Source organism: Ancylobacter sp. IITR112 (assembly GCF_041415945.1).
Taxonomy (GTDB): domain Bacteria; phylum Pseudomonadota; class Alphaproteobacteria; order Rhizobiales; family Xanthobacteraceae; genus Ancylobacter.
The window spans coordinates 1956494-1978592 of sequence record NZ_JBGCUS010000001.1 but is presented as its reverse complement, the minus strand read 5'-3'; the positions used below and the strand labels follow the sequence as shown (position 1 = coordinate 1978592).

At 68.0% G+C, this 22099-nt stretch carries 26 protein-coding genes and 1 riboswitch; of the genes, 17 read left to right on the top strand and 9 right to left on the bottom strand.

What is annotated here, in order from left to right:
• Positions 1 to 4 precede the first annotated feature (4 nt).
• Positions 5 to 253 (bottom strand): zinc-finger domain-containing protein, encoded by a 249-nt coding sequence (locus AAC979_RS09635; protein WP_371346617.1) that lies wholly within the window; start codon positions 251 to 253, stop codon positions 5 to 7.
• A 115-nt stretch (positions 254 to 368) separates the two neighbouring features.
• Here AAC979_RS09635 and AAC979_RS09630 point away from each other — a divergent pair, with 115 nt between their 5' ends.
• The 8 genes from AAC979_RS09630 to AAC979_RS09595 all read left to right on the top strand — a co-directional run bounded on the left by AAC979_RS09630 (position 369) and on the right by AAC979_RS09595 (position 5317).
• A complete protein-coding gene (locus AAC979_RS09630) occupies positions 369 to 1406 on the top strand; it encodes a hypothetical protein (RefSeq protein WP_371346616.1) in 1038 nt (345 codons plus the stop codon).
• A gap of 20 nt (positions 1407 to 1426) precedes the next feature.
• Positions 1427 to 1795: a DUF4087 domain-containing protein gene (locus AAC979_RS09625; RefSeq protein ID WP_371346615.1), complete on the top strand. Its 369-nt coding sequence runs from the start codon at positions 1427 to 1429 to the stop codon at positions 1793 to 1795.
• Positions 1796 to 1863: 68 nt separating this feature from the next.
• Positions 1864 to 2616, top strand: coding sequence for an alpha/beta fold hydrolase (locus tag AAC979_RS09620; protein ID WP_371346614.1), 753 nt, complete (start codon positions 1864 to 1866; stop codon positions 2614 to 2616).
• A 44-nt stretch (positions 2617 to 2660) separates the two neighbouring features.
• Positions 2661 to 2954: a type II toxin-antitoxin system RelE/ParE family toxin gene (locus tag AAC979_RS09615; RefSeq protein ID WP_371346613.1), complete on the top strand. Its 294-nt coding sequence runs from the start codon at positions 2661 to 2663 to the stop codon at positions 2952 to 2954.
• A gap of 2 nt (positions 2955 to 2956) precedes the next feature.
• Positions 2957 to 3250 (top strand): addiction module antidote protein, encoded by a 294-nt coding sequence (locus AAC979_RS09610; protein WP_371346612.1) that lies wholly within the window; start codon positions 2957 to 2959, stop codon positions 3248 to 3250.
• A gap of 344 nt (positions 3251 to 3594) precedes the next feature.
• On the top strand, positions 3595 to 4455 hold the full coding sequence (cysE, locus tag AAC979_RS09605) for a serine O-acetyltransferase (protein ID WP_371346611.1): 861 nt from the start codon (positions 3595 to 3597) through the stop codon (positions 4453 to 4455).
• A gap of 113 nt (positions 4456 to 4568) precedes the next feature.
• Entirely contained in the window at positions 4569 to 4781 is a 213-nt protein-coding gene (locus tag AAC979_RS09600; RefSeq protein ID WP_213372222.1) for a DUF3126 family protein, read from the top strand.
• Positions 4782 to 4786: 5 nt separating this feature from the next.
• A complete protein-coding gene (locus tag AAC979_RS09595) occupies positions 4787 to 5317 on the top strand; it encodes a gamma carbonic anhydrase family protein (RefSeq protein WP_371346610.1) in 531 nt (176 codons plus the stop codon).
• Positions 5318 to 5344: 27 nt separating this feature from the next.
• On the opposite strand, the gene AAC979_RS09590 is transcribed toward AAC979_RS09595, so the two are convergent.
• Positions 5345 to 6001, bottom strand: coding sequence for a transglutaminase-like cysteine peptidase (locus AAC979_RS09590; RefSeq protein WP_371346609.1), 657 nt, complete (start codon positions 5999 to 6001; stop codon positions 5345 to 5347).
• Positions 6002 to 6214: 213 nt separating this feature from the next.
• On the opposite strand from AAC979_RS09590, the gene AAC979_RS09585 reads away from it, so the two are divergent.
• A complete protein-coding gene (locus AAC979_RS09585; protein ID WP_371346608.1) occupies positions 6215 to 7015 on the top strand; it encodes a rhomboid family intramembrane serine protease in 801 nt (266 codons plus the stop codon).
• A gap of 156 nt (positions 7016 to 7171) precedes the next feature.
• Positions 7172 to 7603 (top strand): CBS domain-containing protein, encoded by a 432-nt coding sequence (locus AAC979_RS09580; RefSeq protein ID WP_371346607.1) that lies wholly within the window; start codon positions 7172 to 7174, stop codon positions 7601 to 7603.
• 164 nt (positions 7604 to 7767) lie between these two features.
• On the opposite strand, the gene hisI is transcribed toward AAC979_RS09580, so the two are convergent.
• Together hisI and folE are read right to left on the bottom strand one after the other, a co-directional pair.
• Entirely contained in the window at positions 7768 to 8268 is a 501-nt protein-coding gene (gene hisI, locus AAC979_RS09575; RefSeq protein WP_371346606.1) for a phosphoribosyl-AMP cyclohydrolase, read from the bottom strand.
• A 22-nt stretch (positions 8269 to 8290) separates the two neighbouring features.
• The gene (gene folE, locus AAC979_RS09570; RefSeq protein WP_371346605.1) at positions 8291 to 8929 is read right to left on the bottom strand and encodes a GTP cyclohydrolase I FolE; all 639 of its coding nucleotides are present in this window, start codon (positions 8927 to 8929) and stop codon (positions 8291 to 8293) included.
• A gap of 258 nt (positions 8930 to 9187) precedes the next feature.
• Here folE and AAC979_RS09565 point away from each other — a divergent pair, with 258 nt between their 5' ends.
• Entirely contained in the window at positions 9188 to 9640 is a 453-nt protein-coding gene (locus AAC979_RS09565) for an iron-sulfur cluster assembly scaffold protein (RefSeq protein WP_371346604.1), read from the top strand.
• A gap of 53 nt (positions 9641 to 9693) precedes the next feature.
• Here AAC979_RS09565 and AAC979_RS09560 read toward each other — a convergent pair whose 3' ends face one another.
• Entirely contained in the window at positions 9694 to 10155 is a 462-nt protein-coding gene (locus AAC979_RS09560) for a hypothetical protein (protein ID WP_371346603.1), read from the bottom strand.
• Positions 10156 to 10247: 92 nt separating this feature from the next.
• On the opposite strand from AAC979_RS09560, the gene yidD reads away from it, so the two are divergent.
• Together yidD and thrS are read left to right on the top strand one after the other, a co-directional pair.
• Positions 10248 to 10589 carry a membrane protein insertion efficiency factor YidD gene (gene yidD / locus AAC979_RS09555; protein ID WP_371346602.1) on the top strand — a complete coding sequence of 114 codons (342 nt, stop codon included), beginning with the start codon at positions 10248 to 10250 and terminating at the stop codon, positions 10587 to 10589.
• A gap of 51 nt (positions 10590 to 10640) precedes the next feature.
• Positions 10641 to 12602: a threonine--tRNA ligase gene (gene thrS / locus AAC979_RS09550; RefSeq protein WP_371346601.1), complete on the top strand. Its 1962-nt coding sequence runs from the start codon at positions 10641 to 10643 to the stop codon at positions 12600 to 12602.
• 146 nt (positions 12603 to 12748) lie between these two features.
• Here thrS and AAC979_RS09545 read toward each other — a convergent pair whose 3' ends face one another.
• On the bottom strand, positions 12749 to 12943 hold the full coding sequence (locus AAC979_RS09545) for a hypothetical protein (RefSeq protein WP_371346600.1): 195 nt from the start codon (positions 12941 to 12943) through the stop codon (positions 12749 to 12751).
• 350 nt (positions 12944 to 13293) lie between these two features.
• On the opposite strand from AAC979_RS09545, the gene AAC979_RS09540 reads away from it, so the two are divergent.
• The 4 genes from AAC979_RS09540 (at position 13294) to AAC979_RS09525 (ending at position 18891) form a co-directional block, all read left to right on the top strand.
• Positions 13294 to 14472: a PP2C family protein-serine/threonine phosphatase gene (locus AAC979_RS09540; protein ID WP_371346599.1), complete on the top strand. Its 1179-nt coding sequence runs from the start codon at positions 13294 to 13296 to the stop codon at positions 14470 to 14472.
• 17 nt (positions 14473 to 14489) lie between these two features.
• On the top strand, positions 14490 to 16781 hold the full coding sequence (locus AAC979_RS09535; protein WP_371346598.1) for a response regulator: 2292 nt from the start codon (positions 14490 to 14492) through the stop codon (positions 16779 to 16781).
• A 9-nt stretch (positions 16782 to 16790) separates the two neighbouring features.
• On the top strand, positions 16791 to 17162 hold the full coding sequence (locus AAC979_RS09530; protein WP_371346597.1) for a response regulator: 372 nt from the start codon (positions 16791 to 16793) through the stop codon (positions 17160 to 17162).
• A 136-nt stretch (positions 17163 to 17298) separates the two neighbouring features.
• A complete protein-coding gene (locus tag AAC979_RS09525; RefSeq protein WP_371346596.1) occupies positions 17299 to 18891 on the top strand; it encodes a Na+/Picotransporter in 1593 nt (530 codons plus the stop codon).
• Between the two features lie 12 nt (positions 18892 to 18903).
• Here AAC979_RS09525 and AAC979_RS09520 read toward each other — a convergent pair whose 3' ends face one another.
• From AAC979_RS09520 to AAC979_RS09510, 3 genes are all read right to left on the bottom strand, one after another.
• The gene (locus AAC979_RS09520) at positions 18904 to 19323 is read right to left on the bottom strand and encodes an ATP-binding protein (RefSeq protein WP_371346595.1); all 420 of its coding nucleotides are present in this window, start codon (positions 19321 to 19323) and stop codon (positions 18904 to 18906) included.
• A gap of 29 nt (positions 19324 to 19352) precedes the next feature.
• Positions 19353 to 19685: an STAS domain-containing protein gene (locus AAC979_RS09515; protein WP_371346594.1), complete on the bottom strand. Its 333-nt coding sequence runs from the start codon at positions 19683 to 19685 to the stop codon at positions 19353 to 19355.
• A gap of 166 nt (positions 19686 to 19851) precedes the next feature.
• Positions 19852 to 21558, bottom strand: a complete 1707-nt coding sequence (locus tag AAC979_RS09510) for a uracil-xanthine permease family protein (protein ID WP_371346593.1) — start codon at positions 21556 to 21558, stop codon at positions 19852 to 19854.
• Between the two features lie 312 nt (positions 21559 to 21870).
• A riboswitch (cobalamin riboswitch) is annotated at positions 21871 to 22094 on the top strand.
• Positions 22095 to 22099: the final 5 nt, after the last annotated feature.

The following is a 22099-nucleotide window of genomic DNA, read 5'->3' as shown; positions in this document are numbered from 1 at the left end:
CCGCTCAGGCGGCGGCCGGAATCTCGAACAGCGCGCCCGGCGGGTTCGACTCGGTGCCGTGCAGGTGGGAATCGTAGGTGTAGAGGGTCGAGCAATAGGGGCAGATGATCTCGTCATCCGACCCCATGTCGAGAAACACATGCGGGTGGTCATAGGGCGGCAGCGCGCCCACGCACATGAATTCCCGGGCGCCGATGGCGATCTTCGCCACGCCGGCCGAATTGTGGAAATGGGGAACGACGTGGCCCGCCATGATGTCCGCCTGTCCGCGCTCGCGTTGAAATCGGCGCGACCATAGCCGCTGGCGCGCCGCGGTCCAAGGGGCCGGATGCCGCGCCTGTGCACGCCGCACCCATCGCGCCGCCATAATGGTGTGGCAGGAGGGGGACATTCTCCCGCGCGATCCCCATATCCCGGCCATGTATCGCTTCTTCGCCGCCTTCGGCTTTCTGCTCGCTTTCGCGGGTGCCGCCCATTGGCTGGTGCCGGCGGGGCGGCATGCGCTTGCGCTGGTGAGCGCGCAGGACGACGCGGCGCGACTCGCCGATCTGCAGCTCACCGGCGTGTTGACCGAGGCCCGGGTGGCGGGCGAGATCGACGCGGCGCTGGCGGAAGGCGACGGCGAGCTGGCGGCGAGCTTTGTCGAACTGGCGGATGAACGTGGCGTGTCCGTGACGGCCGAGCGTCGGGCCCGCGTCGCCCTCGCCAATGCGACGGGCGCGCGCTTCGCACGCGGGGCGGGAAGCTTCGGCCATGGTTTCCTCACCGGGCAAAGCGAGGACATGGCCGGGCTCGCGGGCGCCGCCGCCGGTGATCTCACCGTGTGGGGCGATGTGCGCGATCTCGGCCGCGAGGCGGCGAACTGGGCGCGTGGCGAGCCGGTGGACCCGTTCATGGTGAGTCTCGCGGGCGTCGGCATCGTCGCGACGGGGGCGACCTACGCCGCCTTCGGCGCGCCGCTGACCTTCCGCGCCGGGCTCTCCGTGCTGAAGGGCGCGCGGCGCGCGGGCGTGGTCGGCGGGCGCTTCGCCGGCAATATCGCGGCGGCGGTGCGTAGCGGGTCGAAGGCGCAGCTCGCCGCCCTGGTCGGAGATCTCGGCACGGCCGGCAGCAAGGCCGGCACGCGCGCTACCTTCGCCGGGCTGCGCCATGTCGACGATGCCGCCGGTGCGGCGCGGCTGAGCGCGCTGGCGCAGGCCAAGGGCGGCAAGACGCTGGCGGTGGTGAAGACGCTGGGACGCGGGGCGCTGTTCCTCACCGAGGCGATGGCCAAGCTCGCCTATTGGATCATTGCCGCCGCGCTGAACGTGCTCGGCCTCATCGCTTCGTTCAATTCCATGGTGGTGGCGATGCTGCGCCCGATGTGGAAGAAAAAGCGTCGCCGGCCGCAGCCCCTGCCGGCGTGAGGCTTGCCGAGGAGATACCGATGCGCCGTTTCCTGCTGACGCTGAGTTCGCTGGCCGCGCTCGCGGCCATCGCCCTCCCAGCCGGCGCGGCGGAAAACCGCTGCGGCTGGTATGTGAACCCGACGCCGGGCAACTGGTATCTCTCCGACCGCGACGGCGACTGGTGGATGCGCTCGCAGGCCGGCATGGAGGCGGAAGGCTTCGACAACGCCCCTGATTTCGACGCCAAGCAATATGTGAAGCTGCAGCCCAACGGCTACGGCTATGGCTGCGCCTGCCTCAGCGTCGATACCGACAAGGCGGCGATGAACATCACACGCATCTATTCCGGCACGATCCTGCCGCTGTCGCGCTGCCGCAACGACAAGGCGCTGAAGAAGCCGGGCTGACCCGTTGCGGCGGGTTGGCAGGGCGGGGCGGGCTGATTAGCGTGCGCGCTCCCTGAACGGAGCGCGCCATGCCGACCTTCTCCCATGACGGTATCGAATTCGCCTATCTCGACGAGGGAGAGGGCGAGCCGATCGTGCTGGTGCACGGCTTCGGCTCGACCAAGGAGATCAACTGGGTCGGGCCGGGCTGGGTCTCGACCCTGACCGGGGCCGGGCGGCGGGTGATCGCGCTCGACAATCGCGGCCACGGCGCCTCCGCCAAGCTCTATCAGCCCGAGCTGTACGATCCCTGGCTGATGGCGCGTGACGTGCTGGCGCTGATCCAGCATCTCGGCCTCGGCCGGGTCGACCTCATGGGCTATTCGATGGGCGGGCGCATCAGCGCCTGCGCCGCGCTGACCGCGCCGGAGCGGGTGCGCGCGCTGGTGCTGGGCGGCATCGGCATTCACCTCATCGCTGGCGCCGGCCTGCCCATCACCATCGCCGATGCACTACGCGCTCCCAGCCTCGACGACGTGACCGACCCGATGGGCCGCATGTTCCGTGCCTTCGCCGACCAGACCAAGAGCGACCGCGAGGCGCTCGCCGCCTGCATCGTCGGCTCCCGCCGCACGCTGAGCCGCGAGGAAGTGATGCGGATCGCCGTGCCGACGCTGATCGCGGTCGGCACCCGCGACGAGGTGTCCGGTGCCGCCGCCCCACTCGCCGCGCTGATATCAGGCGCCCGGGCGGTCGATATCCCTGACCGCGATCACATGCGCGCGGTGGGCGACAAGGTGTTCAAGGAGGCGGTGCTGGCGTTTTTGAGCGAGCAGGGGTGAACTCGCGTTTACAGGACTCGCTATGTAAACTATAGTTCACATTCATGATCGAGGTGCGGCAGACGGCGGAGTTTGTTGCCTGGTTCCGTGGCCTCAGGGACAGGCAGGCCCGGGCGCGGATCGACACGCGCATCGTCCGTCTTGCCGGCGGCAATGTCGGCGATGCCAAGCGTGTAGGAAGCATCAGCGAACTTCGGATCGACTACGGGCCGGGTTACCGGCTGTACTTCACCTGGCGCGGGACGGAATTGGTGATCCTGCTCGCGGGCGGCGACAAGCGCACGCAGGCCCGCGACATATCGTTCGCCACCCGCCTCGCGGCCGAATGGGAGGAATGACCATGGCGTTGGAGACGACCAAGTGGGATCCTGCGGACCATATCGAGACGGCCGAAGATGTGGCCGCCTATCTGGAGGCAGCGTTCGAAGATGGTGATCCGGTGGTGATCGCCACGATGCTCGGCGCGATTGCCCGCTCCAAGGGCATGACCAAGGTGGCGAGGGAGGCCGGCGTGACCCGCGAGGCGCTGTACAAGGCGCTGAGCGCGGAGGGGGATCCGCGTCTTTCCACGCTGCTCGGTGTGGTTCGGGCGCTCGGGCTCACCCTCACGGTGACGCCCAAAAGCGCGGCGTGAGCGCGTTGGGTTGGCCAAAATCAGAGTCGTATAAGCGGTTTATCGGGCAATGCTCACATTTCGATTCCGCCGCGCGTCGATGCCATAGTGCCCTTCCCGGCGCCGGCGCCGGCGGCGTGAGGTCGCTCTGACGGAATAATCGGAGTCGGATGAATCGCTTGCGTGGGAAAGCTGATATCTCGATTCCGGCCGTGTCGGCTCCGCTGGTGACGCTCCCAGTGACTGCGCGCGACAATGCATTCCTGCAATCCCGGCGACGTAGGCCGGCGCGGGTGCCTGTGCTAGGCTCACCCCAACTTGGGACATCTGGCCGCCGCCCGCGGGCGGCAGGCGAGGATTGAAACATGGCAGTGAACTCTCTCCAGCGCACCGAGGCGCCGCGCGCGCTCGACAAGGTCGATCCGGTCTGGGCCCGCATCCGCGCAGAGGCCGAGGCCATCACCCAGCGCGAGCCGGCGCTGGCGAGCTTCGTCTATTCCACCGTGCTCTATCACACCTCGCTGGAGCGGGCGGTGGCGCACCGCATCGCCCAGCGGCTCGACCACGGCGATGTGCCGGCGGACATCATCCGCCAGGCTTTCGAGGAAGCGGCGGCCGACGATCCGGGGCTTGGCGTCGCCATCCGCGCCGACATCGTTGCCGTGCTCGACCGCGACCCGGCCACCGACCGGGCGATCCAGCCCTTGCTCTATTACAAGGGCTTTCACGCCATCCAGACCCACCGTCTGGCTCATTGGCTGTGGAAGAACGGGCGCACCGATTTCGCGCTCTATCTGCAGAGCCGCTCCTCGGCGGTGAACCAGGTCGACATCAACCCGGCGGCACCGTTCGGGCGCGGCATCTTCTTTGACCATGCCACCGGCATCGTGGTGGGCGAGACGGCGGTGATCGAGGACAATGTCTCGGTGCTGCAGGGCGTGACGCTCGGGGGCACCGGCAAGGAGCATGGCGACCGGCACCCGAAGATCCGCCATGGCGTGCTGCTGGGCGCGGGGGCCAAGGTGCTCGGCAATATCGAAGTCGGCCATTGCGCCCGCGTCGCCGCCGGCTCGGTGGTGCTGAAGCCCGTGCCGGCGCGCACAACCGTGGCGGGGGTGCCGGCCAAGGTGGTCGGGGAGGCCGGCTGTGCCGAGCCCTCGCGCAGCATGGACCAGATGTTCGACCAGTTCGCCGACATGCCGACCTTTCTCGGCGAGGCGATCTGAGCCGCGCGCCTCGCCCCGCGCCGGTGTGAACAGCCGATTGTGCCGGCGACGGTTGCGCCGGCCGTCGCGGCATGGCAAGCCTGCCGCCCGATCAACCCTCTGGGAGCACGGACTTGGAAAAGAAGGACCTGGAGCGCGTCCAGACCTATATGCGGCGCCTGTTCACCAACACCCAGCTTCGCGTCGTCGCGCGGCCGAAGAAGAAGGATTCGGCCGAGGTCTATCTCGGCGACGAGTTCATCGGCGTCCTGTTCGAGGACAAGGAGGACGGCGATCTCTCCTATAATTTCCAGATGGCCATTCTCGACACCGATCTCGAGGACTGACGGCGATGCCGGTCTACGCGCTTGACGGGGTGGCGCCGGAACTCCCGGCGCTCGGCCGCTTCTGGATCGCCCCCACCGCCGAACTCATCGGCAATATCTTTGTGGGCGACGAGGCAAGCGTGTGGTTCGGCTCGGTCATCCGCGGCGACAATGAGCGGATCACGCTCGGCGCCCGGGTGAATATCCAGGAACTGTGCGTGCTGCACACCGACCCCGGCTTCCCCATGACGATCGGCGAAGACTGCACCATCGGCCACAAGGCGATGCTGCATGGCTGCAGCATCGGCGCCAACAGTCTGGTCGGCATGGGGGCGACGATTCTCAACGGCGCCAAGATCGGCCGCAACTGCCTGGTGGGGGCGGGCGCCCTCATCACCGAGGGCAAGGAATATCCCGACAATTCCCTGATCGTCGGGGCGCCGGGCAAGGTGATCCGCACGCTCGACGCGGCGATGGAAAAGCGCATCCACGGCACCGCCGCGCATTATGTGCGCAACTGGCGGCGCTTTGCCGACGGGTTGAAGCGGGTGGACTGATCCGCCCGCTGCGCCGCCGCCGAGGGATCAGTTCCGCCCGACCGAGAGCGGCGCTAGCACGTCGCCGAGCGAGACCCAACTGTCCGTGTCCGCCTGCGCCTGCCGCTTGACGAAGCGGTAGCCGGTTTCATGCCACAGCACGATAGCCGCTTCCTGATTGTCGAGGACGAGGTCGCCGCGGTCGGTCACAACGGTGAGCACGGCGTGACCGTCGCCCTTGCGGTCGCGCACCACGGTGACGAGCAGCGTGTCGGCCGGCCAGCCGAGTTCGACCAGCGTGCGGCGCTTGAGCAGGACATAGTCCTCGCAATCGCCGAATCCGTCCTCCGGATAGGTCCAGCGTTCGATCTCGCCATAATGTTCGAGATCGGTCATCGGCTGGATTCGGCCGTTAATGGAGTCGTTGACCTCCCGCAACTGAGCGAAATTGGCTTCGGTGAGCGCCACCTTGCCGCCCGTTCCGCCCTTCGATCCGCACTCGGCGGGGTGCTCGGCGCAGAACTGGAAATAGCCCATCGGCACGCTGGTCTGCGCGCCCGCCACCATATTGGCGGCGAGGCTGGACAGCATCGCCACCGTCTTCTCCGCCTGCGCGGGCTCGGCGGGCGTCAGCACCGCCGCCATTGCGGCGGCAAGAACCGCCTGACCCGCCGCGAGAAGGGCCCGTTCGAGCCTCTTTTTCATCGCGTACCTCATCCCTGTCACTGAGGGAGAGCTTAGCGCCAAGGATTTTATACCCGTCTAAGCGATGACGACGATTCATCACTACGCTGGACAGAGACTGTTAATAGGTTTTTTATTGGCGTTAACCATCGCAATAGGCAAACTGTTCATCACGCCGTTTAAGCCGGTGGAAACGGCTTTCCCGCCGGCGCCGCGTCGCGCGGCCTTGCCGCCATGCGCGCGGACGCCTATGTGAGCGGTGTGCTCGAACCGCCCCGCCTTGCCGCCCATAGACGCGAACCCATTCTCAACGTGCCGCCGGTGATTACCGTGCTGGCGGCGGCGATGCTGCTCATCCAGCTTGTCCGCGACTGGGTGGATGTGGAGACCGGCATCGAGATTCTCGCGCTGTTCGCCTTCATTCCCGCCCGCTACGACCCCTCCGTGCTGGCGGAGGGCGTGCTGCCGGGCGGGATGGCGGCGGATATATGGACCTTCGTCAGCTATGCCTTCCTGCATGGCGGCTGGGCCCATGTCGGCCTGAACCTTTTGTGGATGCTGGCTTTCGGCACGCCGGTGGCGCGCCGCTTCGGCATGGCGCGCTTCCTCGCCTTCTTCGCCGCTACGGCGGCGGCGGGGGCAGGGCTGCATCTTCTCACCCATGAGGGCGAACTGGTGCCGATGATCGGCGCCTCGGCCGCGGTGTCGGGCTGCATGGCGGCGGCGCTGCGCTTCATGTTCGCCGATGGCGGGCGCGGCGCCTGGCGCCCGGGGGTGATGGACCCGGCGCTGCACATGCCGGCCCCGCCGCTGATGCAGGTGCTGCGCGACCGCCGGGTGATCGGCTTCGTGGTCGTGTGGTTCGTCATCAATCTCGCCTTCGGCCTTGGCGAGCCGGCCGGCCTCGTCGAGGGCAGCATCGCCTGGCAGGCGCATATGGGTGGCTTTCTCGCCGGCCTGCTGGCTTTCCCGCTGTTCGACCCGGTCCGGCGCCGTCCGGGCGGCGGCGGCTATTCTCGCACCTCAACCTTCTGAGTCCGCCGCAGCGATTGGCCTGCCGCCCCTTGCCTGCCGCAGGGTTAAAGCGGATCATTGCCCGATGGCTCGCCCGCTTCCGCGGGAAGAAGCCGAATGAGCGGGCGGCGGACCGAGCGCGTTCCGGCCGTGCCGCATTCCGGGAAGGAGGCTTGCATGACGGTTCGGACCATTCTTGAGGAAAAGGGCTTTGACGTTCAGACGATCGCCCCGGAGGCGACGCTGCGCGAGGCGACGGAGCTGCTGGCGAGCAAGCGCATCGGCGCCATCGTGGTGACGGACCCGGAGCGGCGGGTGATCGGCATCCTGTCGGAGCGCGACGTGGTGCGCGTGGTCGGGCTCGACGGCCCCGGCCGGCTGGACGACAGCGTCGCCTCGGTGATGACCTCGCGCGTCGTGACCTGCGAGGGCAACGAGACCGTGCACCAGATCATGGAGCACATGACCGCCGGGCGCTTCCGCCATCTGCCCGTTGTGCAGGGCGGCAAGCTGATCGGCATCATCTCCATCGGTGACGTGGTGAAGGAGCGCCTCGCCGAGATGGAACGCGAGAGCCACGCCATGCGGGAATACATTCTCTCGGCGTGAGCCCCCGCGCCACAGGGCGTCATCCCGGACGGCCGCAGGCCGATCCGGGATCTTGGGCGGTATGGAGCGATGCCGGCTCTTGCTGTGCCTGGGGGAGGGGATGGCGATCCCGGCTCTATACGGCTTGGCCTTCGGCCGGGATGACGGCTGAAGGGGCGGAGCCTCTAGAAGCGCGGCGTTTCCGTCTTGCTGGCGAGGCCATAGACGGTTGCGGGGTCGAACAGCTTGCCGTCGTCATTGACGGTCAGCGAGAGGTCCGGCGTCGGCGCAGCCCCCAGCGGCACGGAGCGGAAGAAGCAGGAGCGGTGCCCGGTATGGCAGGCCGCGCCCGGCACGCCGGGACCGAGCGGGGGCATGCGCACGCGCAGCACCACCGCGTCCTGGTCGCAATCGACGCGCAATTCCACCACATGCTGGAGATGGCCGCTTTCCTCGCCCTTCTTCCACAGCCGCCCGCGCGAACGGCTGAAATAATGGGCGACGCCGGTCTCGATGGTCAGCGCCAGCGCTTGCGCGTTCATATGCGCAACCATCAGCACCGTGCCGTCATCGGCATCGACGGTCACGGCGGTGACGAGCCCATCCGCGTCAAATTTCGGAGAGAGGCGATCACCCTCCTCGATGTCCGCCTTGCTGCCGCGCGGTGCGAAGGAAATATCGGTCATGCAAGCTTTCTGTGGGCCGCGCTCACGGACGCAGGCCGCGCAGCAGGCTCATGAAGCGAACCTGCTCCTGCGGATCGTCGCGGAACACGCCGGTGAACTGGGTGGTGACGGTGGACGCGCCCTGCTTGCGCACGCCGCGCATCGCCATGCACATATGCTCGGCCTCCACCAGCACGGCGACGCCGCGCGGCTTAAGAATCTCGTCCATCGCGGTGATGATCTGCGAGGTCAGGTGCTCCTGCGTCTGCAGGCGGCGGGCATAGATGTCGACGATGCGGGCGATCTTCGACAGGCCGACCACGCGCTCCACCGGGAAATAGGCGATGTGCGCCTTGCCGATGAACGGCACCATGTGGTGTTCGCAATGCGAGTGGAACTCGATATCGCGCACCATCACCATGTCATCGAAATTGCCGATCTCGCCGAAGGTGCGGTCGAGGATCGCCTCCGGGTCGACGCGATAGCCGCTGTAGAGTTCCTCATAGGCACGCACCACGCGCTTGGGCGTGTCGAGCAGGCCCTCACGGGCCGGATCGTCGCCTGCCCAGGCGATGAGCGTACGCACGGCAGCCTCGGCCTCCTCGCGGGAGGGGCGGCGCGCGGCGGACGCCTCCATCTCGCTCTGGGCGCTGCGCATCAGCGATTTAAGCACGGCATCCATGACGAACTCCGTTCGACGACGCATTTGCGGCCGGGCGCGACGGCGTGCCGGTCAAATCGGTCCTACGTGCCAATACCCGCCACGGATCAGCATCATACCGACCATAGCCGCCCCGCGTCGCTGCCGGAAGTCAGATCGCGCGCGTCGCTTTCGCGAAGCGGCCACGGCACCTATATAGGCGAGGCAGGGCCGGCCGCAATCGGGCGGCACGGGCCGGGCGGGGAGCCTCGCTGCCTTATCCAGACGGATCGAGCCGTTATGCTGAACGACGTCTATAATCGCCGGATATTGGAACTGGCCGCCGACATACCACGGCTCGGCCGGCTGGCGGCGCCCGATGCGACGGCAACAGCGCATTCCAAACTTTGCGGGTCCACCGTCACCGTCGACCTCGCGCTGCGCGACGGGGTGGTGGTGGACTTCGCCCAGGAGGTGCGCGCCTGCGCGCTGGGGCAGGCGTCATCCTCGGTGATGGGAGAGCTGGCTATCGGCTCGACGCCGGAGGAACTGCGCGCGGTGCGCGAGGCGATGCGGCGCATGCTGAAGGAGAACGGGGCGCCGCCGGAGGGCCGCTGGGCCGAGTTGAAGGTGCTGGAGCCGGTGCGCGACTACAAGGCGCGCCACGCCTCGACCTTGCTCACCTTCGACGCAGTGGTCGACGCGCTCGATCAGATCGACGCGCGCGCGGCGGCGGCAAAGGCGGCGGAGTAGCGGGAATCCCGGCGCGACGGTTTGGCTGCGGCCGTGGGCACGGATCGGGCGCCTCAGCGCTCGGTGAAGAAGGTGAACAGCACCTCGCCCTTTGCGCCGGTGAGGCAGAGGAAGCGGTTGGCGGTGTCGGAGCGGTCGCGTTGAATATAGGCCTCGCCCATGATCACGCCCTTGACCGGCGTGTCGCCCAGCGTGCTCGCGGCCTCGGCGATGGTGAGGCCGTCCACGTCGATATAGATGTCCTCCACCGAGGGCGAGCGCTGCTTCAGTTTCGCCAGCGCATCCGCCTTGCAGGCGGCGACGCGCTGCATGTCCGGGTCAACTTCGGGCGAAGTCGCGGCGGAGGGCGCGGGCTGGGTGCCGCCGGCCGGGCCGGGCGGCACATGCTCCTCCACCGGCGGCTTCGCCGGGGCGCTGGCCGGGGGACTTGCCAGGGGCTGCTGGGCGAGGGCCGGGACGGTCAGGAAAGCGCACGCCGCGAGCGCCGCCATCGTCCAGAATCGGGTGTTGGTCATCGTCTGCTCCCGGGCTGCCGGCCGGCTTGCGCGCCGGCGTGTCACGGGGGCAACGCGGCGGAGTCGCGCCGGTTCCGGGTTAGGGGCGGGCGATGACGGAACAGAGGTCGCAGGCGAGTGTCGCAGCCCTGGCGGCGCGGCTGCCGCGGCTGATGCTGCGCGCGCCGATCCTCGTCTATCGCTACAGCTTCTCCGCCTTCATGGGGCGCCAGTGCCGCTATCTGCCCACCTGCTCGGAATTCGCCGAGCAGGCGATCGACCGCCATGGCGCCTGGGCCGGCGGGTGGATGGCGGCCGGGCGCCTCTGCCGCTGCCAGCCCTGGGGCGGCTCGGGGTTCGAGCCGGTGCCGGCTGAATTGCCCGGGGACGGCGCGTGGTATATGCCGTGGCGCTACGCGCGGACCCCCAAGGCGGAGGGCGCGCGCGAGCCGTGACCTTGAACGCGCCTACCTGCGTGGTTCGCAGGAGTGGGCAGGAGAAACGACATGTCTGAGATCAACCTTACCTTCCCCGATGGCGCCGTCCGAGCCTATGCCTCCGGCACCACCGGCACCGAGGTCGCCGCCTCCATCGCCAAGTCGCTCGCCAAGAAGTCGCTGGCGATGAAGCTTGACGGGGTGCTGACGGACCTTTCCGATCCCATTTCCGCGGACGCTCGGTTCGAGCTCGTCACCCGCGAGAGCCCGGAAGCGCTGGAACTCATCCGCCACGACGCCGCCCATGTGCTGGCGGAAGCGGTGCAGACGCTGTGGCCGGGCACCCAGGTGACCATCGGCCCGGTGATCGAGAACGGCTTCTATTACGACTTCTTCCGCAACGAGCCGTTCACCCCGGACGATTTCGCCGCCATCGAGAAGAAGATGCGCGAGATCATCGCCCGCGACGCACCCTTCACCAAGGAGGTGTGGGACCGCGACACGACCAAGGCCGTGTTCAAGGAGAAGGGCGAGGCGTTCAAGGTCGAGCTGGTGGACGCCATCCCCGCCGACCAGACGATCAAGATCTACAAGCAGGGCGAGTGGTTCGACCTCTGCCGCGGCCCGCACATGCCGAGCGTGGGCAAGGTGGGCGACGCCTTCAAGCTGATGAAGGTGGCCGGCGCCTATTGGCGCGGCGACGCCAACAACCCGATGCTGACCCGCATCTACGGCACGGCATGGCGGACCAAGGAAGAACTCGACGCCTATATCCTGCAACTGGAGGAGGCCGAGAAGCGCGATCACCGCCGACTCGGCCGGGAGATGGACCTGTTCCACTTCCAGGAGGAGGGGCCGGGCGTCGTGTTCTGGCATCCCAAGGGCTGGAACCTGTTCCAGAACCTCGTCGCCTATATGCGCCGACGCCTCGCCGCCGACTATAGCGAGGTCAACGCCCCGCAGGTGCTCGACAAGTCGCTGTGGGAGACCTCGGGCCATTGGGGCTGGTACAAGGACAACATGTTCAAGGTGCAGCCGGCCGGCGACACCGAGGACAATGACCGCGTCTACGCCCTCAAGCCGATGAACTGCCCCGGCCATGTGCAGATCTTCAAGCACGGGCTGAAATCCTATCGCGACCTGCCCATGCGCCTCGCGGAGTTTGGGGCGGTGCATCGCTACGAGCCCTCGGGCGCGCTGCACGGGCTGATGCGCGTGCGCGGCTTCACCCAGGACGACGCGCATATCTTCTGCACCGAGGAGCAGATGGCGGCGGAGTGCCTGAAGATCAACGAGCTGATCCTCTCCACCTATGCCGATTTCGGCTTCGAGGAGATCGTGGTCAAGCTCTCCACCCGGCCGGAAAAGCGCGTCGGCTCGGATGCGGTGTGGGACCACGCCGAGGATGTGATGGGCCGCGTGCTCACCCAGATCGAGGCGGAATCCGGCGGCAAGATCAAGACCGGCATATTGCCGGGCGAGGGCGCCTTCTACGGCCCGAAATTCGAGTACACGCTGCGCGACGCCATTGGCCGCGAATGGCAGTGCGGCACGACGCAGGTCGATTTCAACCTGCCGGAGCGCTTCGGCGCGTTCTATGTCGATGCCGACGGCTCGAAGAAGACGCCTGTCATGATCCACCGCGCCATTTGCGGCTCGATGGAGCGCTTCACCGGCATTCTGATCGAGCACCATGCCGGCCATTTCCCGCTCTGGCTGGCGCCGGTGCAGGCGGTGGTGGCGACCATCACCTCCGAGGGCGACGACTATGCCCGCGAAATCGTGACGGCGGCGAAGAAGATGGGGCTCAGGGTCGAACTCGACCTGCGCAACGAGAAGATCAACTACAAGGTGCGCGAGCACTCGCTGGCCAAGGTGCCGGCGCTCGTGGTCGTCGGGCGCAAGGAAGCGGCGGAGCGCACCGTCTCCATCCGCCGGCTCGGCTCGCCGAACCAGACCACGCTGACGCTGGACGAGGCGCTGGCGAGCCTGGTGGCCGAGGCGAGCCCGCCGGACCTGCAGCGGGATTGAGTCGCCCGCCCCGAAGTGTCATCCCGGACGGCCGCAGGCCGATCCGGGAGCGCGACCAGATGGAGAGCGATCCCGGCTCTCGCTGCGCTCGGCCGGGATGACGTCACATTGGCATGACGGCGGCGGCAAGGAATTGCCGCCGTCCGCTACTTGTCCGGCGTTTCGGCCGGTCGCACCGGGGGCGGCAGCGGCGGCGGCGGGTAGGGCTCCGTCTCACGCCGCAGGCTGGGATTGGCGGTGGCGCCGGGCACGTTGAGCCGGCGCTGCTGCGGCGTCCAATAGGACGGGCCCCGCATCAGGTTCTGGCTGTTGGGCCGGACCGAATCGCGTCGCTGGGGCATGTAGGGGCTCGGCTTGCTGGTCATCTGGGCCAAGGCGGGCCCGGCCGAAACGACCAGTGCCGCCATCAGAAGGCACGCTCGGAACATCTGCATCGCTGTCTGTCGCGCCTCCCTCAGGTCTATGTAGGGCGGCGCGGGCGGCTGCGCCATGGTTTCGCGCCAGCATCCGCGCAACGCCTCGCGCCCATGCCATACCCCAATAGGGGTTACGCTGCGTGAGACTGAAAACATGCAGCTTTTAGGGCCGGATGGCCGCTTGGGCAGCGTTGCTAAGCCCGCCCATTGTGTGGATAGTCCGCGCTTGCCCGCGTCCGGGCGGGGCAATCAAGCAAGTCGGTGGAAGCGCACTCATGACGGACCAGAACGCGGCGATTCTGGTGGTCGACGATGTCGCCGAGAACCGCGATCTGCTGCTGCGCCGGCTCAAGCGCCTCGGCTTCTCCCATATTGACGAGGCCGCCAATGGTGTCGAGGCGCTCGCCGCCATCGACCAGAAGCCCTACGATCTCGTCCTGCTCGACATCATGATGCCGGAACTCGACGGCTTCGGCGTACTCGACCGGCTGCGGACCGACGGGCGGATCAATGATCTTCCGGTCATTGTCGTTTCGGCGCTGAACGAGATCGAGCCGGTGGTGCGCTGCATCGAGCTTGGCGCCGACGATTTCATCTTCAAGCCGTTCAATCCGACGCTGCTGCGTGCCCGGGTGCTCGCCACGCTGGAGAAGAAGGCGCTGCGCGACCGCACCCGCGACGAGCTGAGGCGCAAGCAGGCCGAACTCACCGAGGCGCGTACGCTGCAACTCGCCCTCGTGCCGCCGCCTTTCGCCGGGCCGTTCGGCGGGCGGAACCTCACCATCGACGTGCTGCTGGAGCCGGCGAAGGAAGTGGGAGGCGACCTCGTCGACTATTTTCCCCTCGGCGAGGGGCGGATGGTCGCGATCATCGGCGACGTTTCCGACAAGGGCGCCGGCGCGGCGCTGATGATGGCGCGCACCCATTCCATGTTCCGCGCCCTCGGCACCCGGCCCGATGCGGGCGAACTGTTCGCTGATCCGGCGCAGGCGGCGGGGCTGGTGAATGACGCGCTGGCGCGGGGCAACGCCTCCTGCATGTTCGTCACCCTGCTGCTGGCGGTGCTCGACGCGCCGGCCGGGACGCTGACCTATGTGCGGGCCGGCCATGTGCCGCCCTATCTGCGCGCGCGCGACGGCACGGTGACGCGGCTGACCGCCGCCGGCGGGCCGGCGCTGGGGGTGATGGAAGAATTCCCCTACCGCGCCGCCACCGTGCCGCTCGGCGCCGGGGAGCGGCTGATGGTGGTGACGGACGGCCTCACCGAAGCGCATGATCATGCCGGCGCGCTCTATGGTGAGGAGCGGGTGGGAGATTTCCTCGCCGCGCTTGGCCATGAGCCGTCGCCGCTGCCGCATCTGGCCGCCGCCGTGCGGGCCTTCGAGGCGGGACTGCCGGCCTTTGACGACATGGCCGCGCTGCTGCTCACGCTTGATCCGCCGGGGGCGCCATGAAGAACGAGGGGAAGGGGATGACTGAGGCCGAGTGGGTGAGCGAGGCGACGCTGCTGCGGGCGACGCTGGAGAACATGTCGCAGGGCGTCGCCATGTATGACGACCGGCACAGGCTGGTGACCTGGAACCAGCTTTTTGTCGACTATCTCGACATGCCGCCGGAATTTCTCGGCACCGAGCACACCTTCTCCGACTATATCCGTTATCTCGGCGCCCGCGGCGAATTCGGCGAGGTCGATATCGAGACCGCGCTGGCCCAGCGTCTGGCGCAACTGGAGAAGCCCCACCGCTTCGAGCGCACGCGGCCCGACGGCACCATTCTCGAAGTGCGGCGCGATCCGGTGCCGGGCGGCGGCTTCATCGCCATCTACACCGACATCACCGAGCGCAAGCTGGCGGAGATGAAGCTGCGCGAGGATGAGGAGCAACTGCGTGCCATCGACGCCGCCGCGCCGATCGGCCTTGTCATCATGGATGTGGCAGAGCGGGTGATCCGCCACTGCAATGGCTGCCTCGGCCGGCTGATCGGCCGCGAGGCGGACACGCTGGTCGGCCTGAAGCTGCGCGACCTGTTCGCCGATCCCGCGCCGGGGCGGGAGCTGGAAGACATCCTCGCCACGCCGACCAGCGAGCGGCAGGAGTTCAACCTGCCCCACACTGACGGCTCGACCATCTGCACCATGGTTTCGCATGAGCGGCTGGACTTCCGCGGCAAGCCGGCGGTCATCGCCACCTTCGTCGATATCAGCGACCGCGTGCGCATGGAGCAGCAGCTCCGCGAGGCCAAGGAGGCGGCGGAATCGGCGAGCCGGGTGAAGTCCGCCTTCCTCGCCAATATGAGCCATGAGCTGCGCACCCCGCTCAACGCCATCATCGGCTACAGCGAAATCCTCTCCGAGGACGCGGCGGACGCCGGCGACAGCGCCATGGTCGCCGATCTCGACAAGATCCAGGCGGCCGGCAAGCACCTGCTCGGCCTCATCAACGACATTCTCGACCTGTCCAAGATCGAGGCGGGTCGGATGGATGTCTATCTGGAACAGGTGTTCCTGACCCGCATGGTCGAGGAGGTGAAGACCATTGTCGGGCCGATGATGCAGAAGAACGCCAACCGCTTCGTCATCGACTGCCCCGTCGATATCGGCACGCTGCGCACCGATGTCACCAAGCTCAAGCAGAGCCTGATCAACCTGCTCAGCAACGCCGCCAAGTTCACCAAGGACGGCACGGTGACGCTGGCCATCGCCCGCGACACCCTGCCCGATGGCAGCGCGGCGGTGCGCTTCGATGTCCGCGACAGCGGCATCGGCATGAGCGAGGAACAGATGGGCCGGCTGTTCCAGGCCTTCACCCAGGCGGATTCCTCCACCACGCGCAATTTCGGCGGCACCGGCCTCGGGCTCACCATCACCAAGCATTTCGCCGCCATGCTCGGCGGCACCATTTCGGTGGCGAGCGAGCCGGGACAGGGGTCCACCTTCACCATCGAGCTGCCAGTCGAGGCGCATCTGGCCGGCGCGCATGGCGACGAGGACGAGATCGTCGATCCCGGCGCGCCGACGACGCCCGGCGCCATCACCGTGCTGGTGGTCGATGACGACCCGGCGGTGCATGACGTGCTAACCGCCACGCTCGGCAAGGAAGGCTATGTGCTGCGCCACGCCCGCGACGGGGTGGAGGCGCTCAACATCATGCGCAAGGAGCCGCCCGATATCGTCACGCTCGACGTGATGATGCCGAAGATCGACGGCTGGTCGGTGCTCGGCATCATGAAGTCGGAGCCGGCGCTGGCGCATATTCCGGTCATCATGCTGACCATCGTCGACGACCGCAATCTCGGCTATTCGCTCGGCGCCTCGGAATACATGACCAAGCCGATCGACCGGCAGCGGCTTATCGCACTGGTGCATAAATTCGCGCCGGGCAATGCCGATGGCGTGGTGCTTGTGGTCGATGACGACGCCGAGGTGCGCGCCATCATGCGCGCCACCATCGAGGGCGCCGGCCTGCCGGTGGCCGAGGCCACCAATGGCGAGGAGGCGCTGGAATGGCTCGTCGCCAACCCGCTGCCGGCGCTGGTGCTGCTCGATCTGATGATGCCGAAAATGGACGGCTTCGCCTTCCTGACCCGGGTGCGGGCTGAGCCGGCCTATGCCGAACTGCCCATTGTCGTGCTCACCGCCAAGGAACTCACCGAGGACGAGCGAGAGTTTCTGGCCCGTAACACGCTGCTGATCCTCAACAAGGGCGCGCAGCCGATCGGCTCGCTGGGCGCCGCGCTCGGCACCATCGCCAGCCACGGCCATTGAGAGGGCGCGATGACGAAAATTCTCCTCGTCGAGGACAATGAGATGAACCGCGACATGCTCTCCCGGCGCCTGTCGCGCAACGGCTTCGAGGTGCTGATCGCGGTCAACGGGCAGGAAGGCGTCGACCTCGCCCTGTCGGAGAAGCCGGCGCTTATCCTGATGGACATGAGCCTGCCAGTGCTCGACGGCTGGGAGGCGACGCGGCAGGTCAAGGCCAATCCGGAAACGGCGGCCATCCCCGTCATCGCGCTCACCGCCCACGCCATGGCGTCGGACCGGGAGCAGGCGATGGCGGCGGGATGCGATGATTTCGACACCAAGCCGGTGGAGCTGCCCCGCCTGCTGGAGAAGATCCGCGCCCGGCTGGGCCTGCCGGGCTGAGCCGGCGTCCGGGCGTCACCGTTCTGTCATGCGAAACTTTCATAACGGCCCGCGCCTTGCGCCCCTGCCACCTCCCGGTGGCGATGGAACGGGTCCATGGGCGCCTATCCGCTAATCACCAACGACAAGGCAGGCCATGGCGACCATCGCGCTTCTGTTCAGCGGGCTGGGGCTTTTCTTCATCGGCGTGCGAGGGCTTTCCGCTAATCTCGTGCCGCTGGTCGGCCGGCGCACCCGCGCCGCCTTCGCCCGGGCGCTGCGCGGCAATGTCAGCGCCGCCATCAGCGGCACGCTGGCGGGGATGATCACCCAGAGCTCCACTGCCGTGTCGTGGATCGTCGTGTCCTTCGTGCGCGGCGGCGTGCTGACCGACGGGCCGGCGCTGCTGGCGCCGAGCTGGTCGAATGTCGGCACCTCGCTGCTGCCGCTGATCGTCGCCGTCGACACCTCCACCGGCGCCGGCATCGTCATCGGCATTGTCGGCTTCATCACCTATTTCCGGCTGGTGCGCGGCGACCGCATGCGCAACGCGCTGGAAGCCGCGCTTGGCGCCGGCCTGCTGCTGTTCGGCATGCATCTGGTGTCCATCGCCGTCGCGCCGATGCGCGAAGCGCTGCTGGGGCATCCGCTGTGGGAACTGGCGGTCGAGAATCCGTTTCTGCTGGCGGCCATCGGCGCCGGCTTCTCGCTGGCGGCGCAGTCTTCCTCGGTCGCGGCGGCGCTGGCGGTGGCGGCGGTGGCCGGCGGGCTGCTCGAATTCGGCACCGCGCTGCCGCTGATCGCCGGTGCCAATGCGGCGGCCGTTATCAATAATGCCGTGCTGATCCCCGGCGAGACGCGGCCCGGCCGCGTGGTGTTCGCGCTTCAGGTGGTGCAGAAGGCCGTCGGTTCGCTGCTGCTGGTGGGGCTCGCCGTCTTCGCCGCCCTGCGCCCGGAGGCGATGGCGGCGTTGCTGCCGGCGGATGGCGAAGTCGGCGCCATTCTCGCGCTGATCTTCCTCGCGGCGCAGATCGTCGGCTCGCTCGGCTCGGCGGTGCTGGAAGCGCCGACCCGGCAGGTCCTGGCGCGGTTGCTGCCGATGAACGCGGTTGAGACGCTGTCCCAGCCCGCCTTCCTGCTGCGCGAGGCGCTGGGCGACACCGAGGCGGCGCTCGACCTCGCCACCCGCGAAGTGGCGCGGCTCAGCGCCCGGCTGCCGCAGATGATCGAGCATGTGCGCGAGGAAGGCGATCTCGCCGCCCCGTCCGCTACCGTGCTGCGGGCCGCCGGCATGAGCCTGACCGAGGCCATCCGCGCCTATCTCGCCGCGCTCCTCGACGCGCCGCTCGCCCGCGACCAGGTCGCGGTGGCGCTGCTGCTGGACGACGCCGCCAATAATGCCGGCGCCCTGCACGAAGCCTTGGCGGACTATGCCCACGAGGCCGCCGTCGCGCGCGCCGTGCCGACCGCGCAGCGGCTGAACGAGGCGCTGCACCTGCTGCTCGGCGCGGTGGCCGACCATGCCGAGAGCCTTGGTGCCGAAGAGCCGGAATTGGTGTTGGCGCTGCTCGGCCATCGCGACCGGCTGATGGAGGATCTGCGCCAGAAGCTGTCCGCCGAGGGCGAGCTTGCCGCCGAGCAGCAGAACGCGCTGTTCCGCATGACCGTGCTGTTCGAGCGTATCGTCTGGCTGTCGCGCCGGCTGGTCAATGGCCTGACGCAGGTGCGCCGCGCCCATAGCGCGTCCTAGCACCTTATCCGATCAGCCGAGCAGGAAGGTGACGCGCTTCACATTGCGCCCGTTCTCGCGCGCATAGGCGAAGCTGTCGCACAGGGTTCGCACGAGATGCACCCCCAGCCCGCCGATACGCCGCGCCTCCAGCGTGCCGTCGAGATCGGGCGGCGGGGCGGCGAAGGGATCGAACGGGTCGCCATCGTCACTGAAGACCAGAAGCAGCGTATCGCCGCTGCGCCGCACCTCGATGGCGATCTCGCCGGGGCGGCCGTCGGGATAGCCGTAATCGACGGCATTGTTGAAGAACTCGTCGATCGCCAATTGCAGCCGATAGGCCGGGGTCGGCGGCACGCCGGCCTCATGCGCAAAGCCTTCGATCCGTGTGCTGAGCGCGTCGAGCTCGCCCAGCTTGTTGGGCAGGCGCAGATCGAGCCCCCTGTCGGTCATCGCCCCCTCCGCCGCGTGTAGCGGGTTCGTCAGCCCAGTGTGGCGAGCGCGGCCTCGCGGCTGGGATGGATCGGGATCAGCGAGGAGAACCCGCTGACATCGAACACCTCATGCACCTGCGGGATCAGGCCGCACACCGCCAGCGTGCCGCCGGCGCCGCGGATCAGCTTGGTCGCCTTCAGCACCACGCGCAGGCCGGCGGAGCTGATATAGGTGAGCTCGGCGAAATCGAGCAGCACCGTTCCGTCCGCCGGGGCGTCGGCGAGGAACTCCTCCAGCTTGGGCGAGGAACTGCTGTCCAGCCGTCCCTTGACGGCGGTGACGAGGATGGCGCCCTCGACGATGCGGTCGATATGTATCAAGGCTCGGCTCCCGAATGCAGCTTGGCGGCGAAGACGCGGCGTTTGTCCTGGCGGGGCGACCGGGGTCGTGCTGCCGGGCGCCGATCCGCCCTTCACCCGAGACGTACCGGCAAAGTCAAACCCTTGCAAGCAACGGCCCGGCGGCGCAGGGCCGCGCGGGGCGGGCTCAGTGCTCGAAGCGCAGGGTGAGCTTCTGGCGGGCGCCATCGGTGCCGAGCACCAGCTTGTCGGCGCGCTTGCTCAGCATGTAACCGACGAAGCGGGCCACCGCATGGGCGTCGCCCAGCAGGTCTTCCGGCGAGGGGCGGTGGTCGGGAATGGTGATGGGCTCGCCGTCATAAAGCAGGGCCACATCGAAATTCTCCTCGTCGAAATGTGCCCGGACCTCCAGCTTGCCGGGGGCGACCCCGGTGTCGAGCAGCATTTCCACACCTTCCGCCACGACGGGGATCGCGAGGGCGATGACATCGCGGCGCGCGCCCCACAAATCGCCCTGATGCTCCAGGAACTCGGTGGCGACGGTGAAGGAGTTCTCGTCCGCCGTCACCTCGCGCGAGGCTTCCTGACGGATGCCGATGCGGAACACCAGGTTCAGCACGATGGCGACGGCGGTGGCGATGGAAAGCGGCGATTCGACGATGGGCTGCGCCCATTCCGGGGTGAGGGTGACGAGGCCGGGAAGGATGGCCACGGCGAGGCCGGTGAGGATGGCGAGGCCCACGGTGAAGATGCGCCGGTCGCTCAGCCGGCGCGACAGGATCAGTTCCATGCCCGCCACGGTGAGGAAGGCGGCGGCATAGATGAGAATGGCGCCGATGACCGGGGAGGGGATGATGGTCAGCACGCCGATGAGGCGGGGCGAGAAGGCGGAAAGGATGATGAGGATGCCGGAGACGGCGCCGACCCGCCACGCCGTCGTGCCGGTGGCGAAGGCGACGCCGACGGCGGCCGAGGAGGAGGCGCTGGCGAAGCCGCCGGTCACCGCCGTGCCGATATCGCCGATGCAGTTCGCCTGAATGGCGCGGCCGGCCTGATCGAGATCGGCGCGGCGCCAGTCGGCATCGTCCATGCGCTGCATGGACACGACGGTGCCGACCATGTCCACCGCCGAGAGCACGCCGGTGATGACCGCCGCCGGAATGAGCGCCCAGGAAAAGAAGCTGAGGCCCGGCAGGCCGAGATGCGGCAGGTCGATATAGGGCAGGGTGGCGAAGCTGGCATTGGGCTCCGGCGCCACGCCTAGATAGGCCGCCAGCCCCCAGCCCACCGCCGCGCCGATCGCCACGGCGAACAGGCGCAGCATGCCGCGCGAGAAGATGGCGAGGCCGATGATGATGACCAGCGTCACCGAGCTGACAATGGCATAGCGCATGTCGAGATCCGGTGTGATCTCGCCTGAAATGCCGAAGACGCGCCGCAGCGCCGGATCAGCCAGCGCCACGCCGAGCATGGTCACGGCGACGCCGCACACCTCCGGCGGAAACACCGCCCGGAGCGCGCCCATGAAGCGGGAGAGCGTCAGTTGCGACACGGCGGCGACGAGGCTCATGCCGGCATAAAGCGCCGGCCCGCCGGCGGCAAGCGACTGCACCGCCAGCGGCATGTGCGCCATGTTCGGAATCTGCACCAGCAGCATGCCCGCGCCGTAACGCGGCAGGCATTCCAGTAGCGTCGCGATGCCCATGAAGATGATGCAACTGGTGATGAAGAGCTGGGTGTCGTCGAAGGACAGCCCGGCCTCCGCCGCCGCGACAAGCGGGTAGACGATGAACAGCAGGGCCAGCGTCGCATGCTGGACCCCGAGAATGAGCACGGTGCCGGCCGGCGGCTTCTCCTGGGACGAATAGATGATGTTCGTCGGCTTGCGCGGCATGGGCGGGCCCCTGGGGGAGAGGACGGAGGCGCCATCGCCGCGCCCGTCTGGAACTGGAAGGGAGGCTCCCCTCCGTCGCTGCCGGCGACGGGGGAATCTGCACGATCGACTATGATGTTTCGCTCGGAGCCCGGCAAGATCGCCACTCGGCCAAGTTTCGGCCGGCCCGGTCGCCCCTGCGCCACCACGTGGGCGACCTGCGAGAGGCGGGGAGCGACCGCCTCACTCTTGTGCGGCTAAACGATACAATGTATCATTCAAGGCGAAAGGCTGGTGCCGGTCGGCGCTCTTGACGGGGCAGCCCCAGCCGTTACGGTCGCCGCCGATCACGGTTCTTCGGGCGCCCTGCCCGAAGCTAAGAGGGAATTCGGTGAGGCGCCCCGCGCCGAAGCCGAGGCTGCCCCCGCAACTGTAAGCGGCGAGCCCTCTGCCCATCGTCCACTGGCGTCACCGGCCTCGGCCGCGCGCCGGGAAGGCCGGGCGGAGCCAGCGTCGACCCGCGAGCCAGGAGACCTGCCCTGATCGCACACAATCTTTCGGG

Bases quoted from the DNA above. Each gene is read 5' to 3' on its own strand.
- AAC979_RS09635 (WP_371346617.1), bottom strand. From the start codon at position 253: ATGGCGGGCCACGTCGTTCCCCATTTCCACAATTCGGCCGGCGTGGCG.
- AAC979_RS09630 (WP_371346616.1), top strand. From the start codon at position 369: ATGGTGTGGCAGGAGGGGGACATTCTCCCGCGCGATCCCCATATCCCG.
- AAC979_RS09625 (WP_371346615.1), top strand. From the start codon at position 1,427: ATGCGCCGTTTCCTGCTGACGCTGAGTTCGCTGGCCGCGCTCGCGGCC.
- AAC979_RS09620 (WP_371346614.1), top strand. From the start codon at position 1,864: ATGCCGACCTTCTCCCATGACGGTATCGAATTCGCCTATCTCGACGAG.
- AAC979_RS09615 (WP_371346613.1), top strand. From the start codon at position 2,661: ATGATCGAGGTGCGGCAGACGGCGGAGTTTGTTGCCTGGTTCCGTGGC.
- AAC979_RS09610 (WP_371346612.1), top strand. From the start codon at position 2,957: ATGGCGTTGGAGACGACCAAGTGGGATCCTGCGGACCATATCGAGACG.
- cysE (WP_371346611.1), top strand. From the start codon at position 3,595: ATGGCAGTGAACTCTCTCCAGCGCACCGAGGCGCCGCGCGCGCTCGAC.
- AAC979_RS09595 (WP_371346610.1), top strand. From the start codon at position 4,787: ATGCCGGTCTACGCGCTTGACGGGGTGGCGCCGGAACTCCCGGCGCTC.
- AAC979_RS09590 (WP_371346609.1), bottom strand. From the start codon at position 6,001: ATGAAAAAGAGGCTCGAACGGGCCCTTCTCGCGGCGGGTCAGGCGGTT.
- AAC979_RS09585 (WP_371346608.1), top strand. From the start codon at position 6,215: ATGCGCGCGGACGCCTATGTGAGCGGTGTGCTCGAACCGCCCCGCCTT.
- AAC979_RS09580 (WP_371346607.1), top strand. From the start codon at position 7,172: ATGACGGTTCGGACCATTCTTGAGGAAAAGGGCTTTGACGTTCAGACG.
- hisI (WP_371346606.1), bottom strand. From the start codon at position 8,268: ATGACCGATATTTCCTTCGCACCGCGCGGCAGCAAGGCGGACATCGAG.
- folE (WP_371346605.1), bottom strand. From the start codon at position 8,929: ATGGATGCCGTGCTTAAATCGCTGATGCGCAGCGCCCAGAGCGAGATG.
- AAC979_RS09565 (WP_371346604.1), top strand. From the start codon at position 9,188: ATGCTGAACGACGTCTATAATCGCCGGATATTGGAACTGGCCGCCGAC.
- AAC979_RS09560 (WP_371346603.1), bottom strand. From the start codon at position 10,155: ATGACCAACACCCGATTCTGGACGATGGCGGCGCTCGCGGCGTGCGCT.
- yidD (WP_371346602.1), top strand. From the start codon at position 10,248: ATGACGGAACAGAGGTCGCAGGCGAGTGTCGCAGCCCTGGCGGCGCGG.
- thrS (WP_371346601.1), top strand. From the start codon at position 10,641: ATGTCTGAGATCAACCTTACCTTCCCCGATGGCGCCGTCCGAGCCTAT.
- AAC979_RS09545 (WP_371346600.1), bottom strand. From the start codon at position 12,943: ATGCCCCAGCGACGCGATTCGGTCCGGCCCAACAGCCAGAACCTGATG.
- AAC979_RS09540 (WP_371346599.1), top strand. From the start codon at position 13,294: ATGACGGACCAGAACGCGGCGATTCTGGTGGTCGACGATGTCGCCGAG.
- AAC979_RS09535 (WP_371346598.1), top strand. From the start codon at position 14,490: ATGACTGAGGCCGAGTGGGTGAGCGAGGCGACGCTGCTGCGGGCGACG.
- AAC979_RS09530 (WP_371346597.1), top strand. From the start codon at position 16,791: ATGACGAAAATTCTCCTCGTCGAGGACAATGAGATGAACCGCGACATG.
- AAC979_RS09525 (WP_371346596.1), top strand. From the start codon at position 17,299: ATGGCGACCATCGCGCTTCTGTTCAGCGGGCTGGGGCTTTTCTTCATC.
- AAC979_RS09520 (WP_371346595.1), bottom strand. From the start codon at position 19,323: ATGACCGACAGGGGGCTCGATCTGCGCCTGCCCAACAAGCTGGGCGAG.
- AAC979_RS09510 (WP_371346593.1), bottom strand. From the start codon at position 21,558: ATGCCGCGCAAGCCGACGAACATCATCTATTCGTCCCAGGAGAAGCCG.